This window comes from Verrucomicrobiales bacterium (assembly GCA_016793885.1).
In the GTDB taxonomy this organism is placed as follows: Bacteria; Verrucomicrobiota; Verrucomicrobiia; order Limisphaerales; family UBA11320; genus UBA11320.
In genome coordinates, this window is the sequence record JAEUHE010000243.1 from 1 (window position 1) to 4,579 (window position 4,579).

The 4,579-nt window shown below is 54.1% G+C and carries 2 protein-coding genes; both read right to left on the reverse strand.

Features of this window, described 5'->3' with window-relative positions:
* Positions 1 to 68: 68 nt before the first annotated feature.
* Positions 69 to 2,990 carry a hypothetical protein gene (locus JNN07_27075; GenBank protein MBL9171425.1) on the reverse strand — a complete coding sequence of 974 codons (2,922 nt, stop codon included), beginning with the start codon at positions 2,988 to 2,990 and terminating at the stop codon, positions 69 to 71.
* Positions 2,991 to 3,014: 24 nt separating this feature from the next.
* Positions 3,015 to 4,538: an ATP-binding protein gene (locus tag JNN07_27080; GenBank protein MBL9171426.1), complete on the reverse strand. Its 1,524-nt coding sequence runs from the start codon at positions 4,536 to 4,538 to the stop codon at positions 3,015 to 3,017.
* Positions 4,539 to 4,579 lie beyond the last annotated feature (41 nt).

Sequence of the window (4,579 nt, forward strand, 5' to 3'; positions counted from 1 at the left end):
TGAAGCGAAAACCGGTGAAAGTCTTTGTGAGTGAGAAGCCACAGCCACAGATCTGAGCAAGGAATTGATTAGGCGGGCGATGCACCTTCGGCGACATCATATTTGGCTCCACGAACACCGAATGCCCAGCGTGTGCCTTCAAGAACGTCGGTGACGTGGCGACTCATCGCCGGATTCTCCAACGATCCGGAAGTGTAGGTAATGGCGTTACCGTTGCCTTTGTCCATGTGCGCATGGACGATTTGGTCCGCATCACAAACGACCGCCAAATTGGGATTATGAGTAACGATAAAAACTTGTCGACGTTTCCTGGCTTCTCGAATGCAGTCGACGAGGACTTTCGCGACCGTATGGTTGTCGAGATTGCCCTCAGGTTGATCTATGACGAGCGGCATATCCCCTTTGTCGATAAGAAGATAAAACACTAACAGTAGAGTGCCGCGCTCGCCCGGTGACAGCATCGAGAGATCCTTTCCTTCCCATCTCAAAACATACCGCGGCTGGAGGAACTCCAGCCCGTAAACAAGGTTAAACACGTCTTCTATCTTTTTGCCTCTCGCAAGTTGATCTCGGAGTTGCACGGCCGGCGGCGGAGATTCTCGTTGGTCTTCGTGGAGAGCAGCGTCCACTCCGCTGACGAAGCTATTTACGGACGTCCAGTCTCCCCACACGGCAGCCTGAGTTAGAGACTCCGCCTTGGTTCGTCCTTCATCTACTCCCATGAAACTTCCCCTGCGGTTCAAAGCCAACAAGCTCAAAAGACGATCCTCGAAGTCTTCGTTTGTGAGTTCGGCTCGGAATTCTAGCTTGAGTTTGTTTTTGGCAAGAGCGTGAGAATCAATGAACTGCTGGACTGGCTTGTAGAGTTCGCGATAGACGTCAGCCTGCTCAAGCTTCTCTTTGTGGATTTCCATCGCAATTGATGTCTGCTGGGACCGTTGGGCGGCAATTTGGCCAGGCAGGTCAGTAAGTGTAAGTAATGTAGCCTGTAGACCTGCAAGTGACTCGGGTTCTGTGCTAGTACCTTGAAGTTTGGATCGAATCTCCTGCCATTGCGTTAGAGCGGAAAGATAGGCTTGAAAAGCCCGATTGGGGGCATCCAACTTTGCTTGCAGATCCAGGAGTGCACCTTGCTTTGTAGCGAGCTTTTTTCTCAGTCCTGATTCGTTATTCTCGTCCAACAACAGGTTGGAGGCAGCGATTTCAGAAGCCGCATCGTCGCGAATCTTAATGATTGCAGCGGTATGGACGCTGAATGTTGCCAATGTGGACGGTGTGAGTTGGAGCTCCGTCGCGTCATCCTGCAGCGAAGTGCGAAACAAATCGAAATCCTTCTGAAAATTGTCAATTCGTTCCAGAAGCCGTTTGGCAACCGCTTGGCGTCGTTCAGCAGATTTCAGTTTGGATTCGGCCAATGCAATCTCATCTTCAACCAGCTTCTTTTCTGTCTCGGCAGCCGTGATCCCTGTGACGAGCTGCGGATCCGGGGGAGTGCTGCCGCTTGCGGAAGGGTTGATTTGGTCCGTAGGTTTGGCTTTGTCGTGAGCCTCCAACTCAAGTTCTCGTCTCTTTATCTTCTCCTCAATCTCCCGTTTGAAACTCGGGTCGGCCTGAGACTCGATCAGAGCCCTTTCCCTGCTTAAATCCTTAAGTTGTTTCAACAGGGAATCGATGCGCTTTTGCTTTTCACCAGTCTGGAATCTGACAAGCTCGTCGAGCGAATTTTGCCCAAGACGAAGGGCGTCCGGTACATGCGAGAAGATTACCCCTTTAAGCTCCTGTTCAAAACCGCGCTCTTCGAGACCGGCAAGTTCGTTGCAGACTTTTTCAACATGGTCTTGTGGGAGATACTTGAGGCGTTCAACATCTTCGGTGGGTGGAGACTCTGCTAGCGAGCGACTCACGCTGTCTCCGGATTCCCATTCAATGGTGGCGGTGAAGTGTTGGGCAAAGCCGCCCACGGGATGTCGAAAGCGTTTTTTGCTTAGGAATGAAAAGGCGTCGGCATTCTTACTGGCCCCTAGAAGCCCAAGCATATCCGAAAGGGCGCTCTTGCCGCTGCCTTTGTTGCCGACGATGGCGACAAGGCCAGGGTTAAAATGGACTCTGCCGCTGAACCAGTTCTCAGCAGCAGGGGCTGAATCCTTGCGTTCGAAAGACACGCTACGCACGTACTTGGTTGGGTTCTGAGCGAGGCGAAGTAGTTCCGGCGGACGCTCGCCAATGAAGACTCGCCCGCGGGGTTCACGCAGGACCATCAAGAGACCACGGAATGTCGGATCCGCGCGAAACCACAGTGGAGAGCGAATGCGGTACTGCGAAATATCGTGATTGTCGGAGCAGAGACATAACGGCTTATCGAGACCTATAGCTGGGAAGATTGTATTCAGGTGAACATCGATATCCTTCAACTGACCAATCTCCATCAAGTCGACGAACTGGGCTGTGATGTCGTACTTAATCCGCTGCTGGAACTGTTCTTTGTTTCGAATGCTCTCGATAGAATTGCTCTTTGCTCCGGCATGGATGGAGATTACGCCCCCGAGTTCACGGGTAACCTTTGCAGCATCCTCGATCGGTACGTAGATGCGGTCGTTGCCACCCTTGCTCGCGATTGCAGATGCGGTCAGGCCGAGTCTTCCCTGCAGCGTGGTCCAAACATGTTCGAGATCGCAGTTTTCACCGAAGATGCAGATGTAGTGTATCGGTTCACCTCCTTGGTCACTGCGGAGCTCGATACCAGGTAAGACCGTCAAAGAATTACCTGCGAGGGCCTGCAAAGCGCGAATTCGCTGAACGTCGATTATATGGTGGTCTGTAACCGCGACCACTCGCACCTCCGCAGCCCGCAACCCATCAATGATTTGCTGATTGGTAACGGATCTGTTCTCATAATCAAAGGAACTTGGCGTGTGGAAGTGCAAATCCCATCTGTGCCAAAGGGATCCGCGCGGATCGTGCGATGAATCAGTCTGCTGCGATGTGGGCATGGGTTAATTGGATGTTCAAGTAGATCATTCCCAGGTCTTGTTCTTGAATCCCAGACTTGTCGCGTTCTCGGACACGGCCCGTTTTGTCTCGTCCTTCACTCCAGCGGGAAATTCAGCAGTGACCTCAACGCTGACTTTTACTTCCGCTTGAGGGTCTGCAGCGAGTATCGCGATGATCTCCTCAGCAATCTGAACTAACCGCATCTTTGCGGTGGATGCGTTCACTTCCGCGGAGCCATAGAATGCACGCGCCTTAGGGGACCCCGCGGCTTTCGGTGTTTCTTGAATCGGCTCCGGTGCTGTCCTGTTGCCTGGAGTTGGGAAAGGAGTGGTGGCAGCGCCCCCCAGGCCCCCGGAGGAATGTGCTGCGTTTGCGGCCAACTTGCCCTCATAAGCCTTCGCTGCTTCTGGCTCGATGAGAAGCAGGGTGTCGTCGAACTGAACGTTAGCGTCACCGAGTTTGAAACCCTCGAACGTGTCGGCGGTCTGGGCGTAGGCGGTGCCAAAGAAGTCCTTGGTTGCCGCCCCCTTCAAAAGCGCTTGCGCGAGGACGTCCCGATTTTTGAGGCGGGGAAGATAAAGATAGCGCTGCATGTCTTCCCAAAACGCCAGTGCCCCAACGGCAACTTTTTCGGGCTTCCAGTAGAGCTCCCGCAGTTTCGTCCGAAGATGGATGGGCGACCAAACCGAGATTACCAACTCGTTCTCTTGGCAGACTCGCTCGATTTCCGAACCATAGCCGGAACCACTTGTGTTAATGGGGAATGCTTCAATGGCGGGCTGGCGATCCGTGGGAGAGGCCATGCCTGGGCAGAGAAGCCATTTGTAGCACTCGCGGGCCGTACGCGGAAGGACGTCCACGGCAGTTTGGAGTTCCTTCATGGCTTGCTGCTCCTGAAGGCGGTCGATGTTAAGGCGTCCCGCCTTCACATCCTCAACGATAGAGTTCCAGGCGAGGACAGTCCGGGCGGCGTCTCGAAGGCGGCTTAATGTTGCATGCTCTGGTGCAACGAATACCAGGCGGTTGCCGCGATAACGCGGCTTGGTACCGTTGTTTCGCACGATGTCCAGAACTTCGTCGAAAGCCAGACGGGTTTCTTGTTTCGTGTAGATCTTGTCCGGCGCGAGGAAAATAAGGCGCAATTCTCCGTCATCGGGAACGTCGGCGTGCGGGGTAAAGACGTGAACACCTCCAAAAAGAGTCGCGCCCCCCGCAAGCTTTCGTAAGGCATCAGCAATCTTGCCATGCACTTCGTTTTGGTCGTTGAAGCGGGATTTGCGATCTTCCATTTCGCGGCGCAGATTGGCGCGCGTGTCGAACCAAAAACGAGTTGAGTCCTGGGCTTTGTCGCCAGAGGAGTTCAAGTAGTGAAGGCGGTCGGCGAGGCGGTTAAGCGCGTCGATGTAGGTCGAAGCAGTCTGGCCGGGTTGGAGACAGCCGAGCAAAACACGGGCACGGTCAATGCCACGGTTTCCCGGCTTGGTGCCCACTGAGGAAGGGGCGCTGCCTAGAAAGAGGGCGCGCGCGACGCGACGCGCTGCGTTCACGGCTCCGAAACGAGGCTCCTTTGATTCGAGCTCAGTTGTTT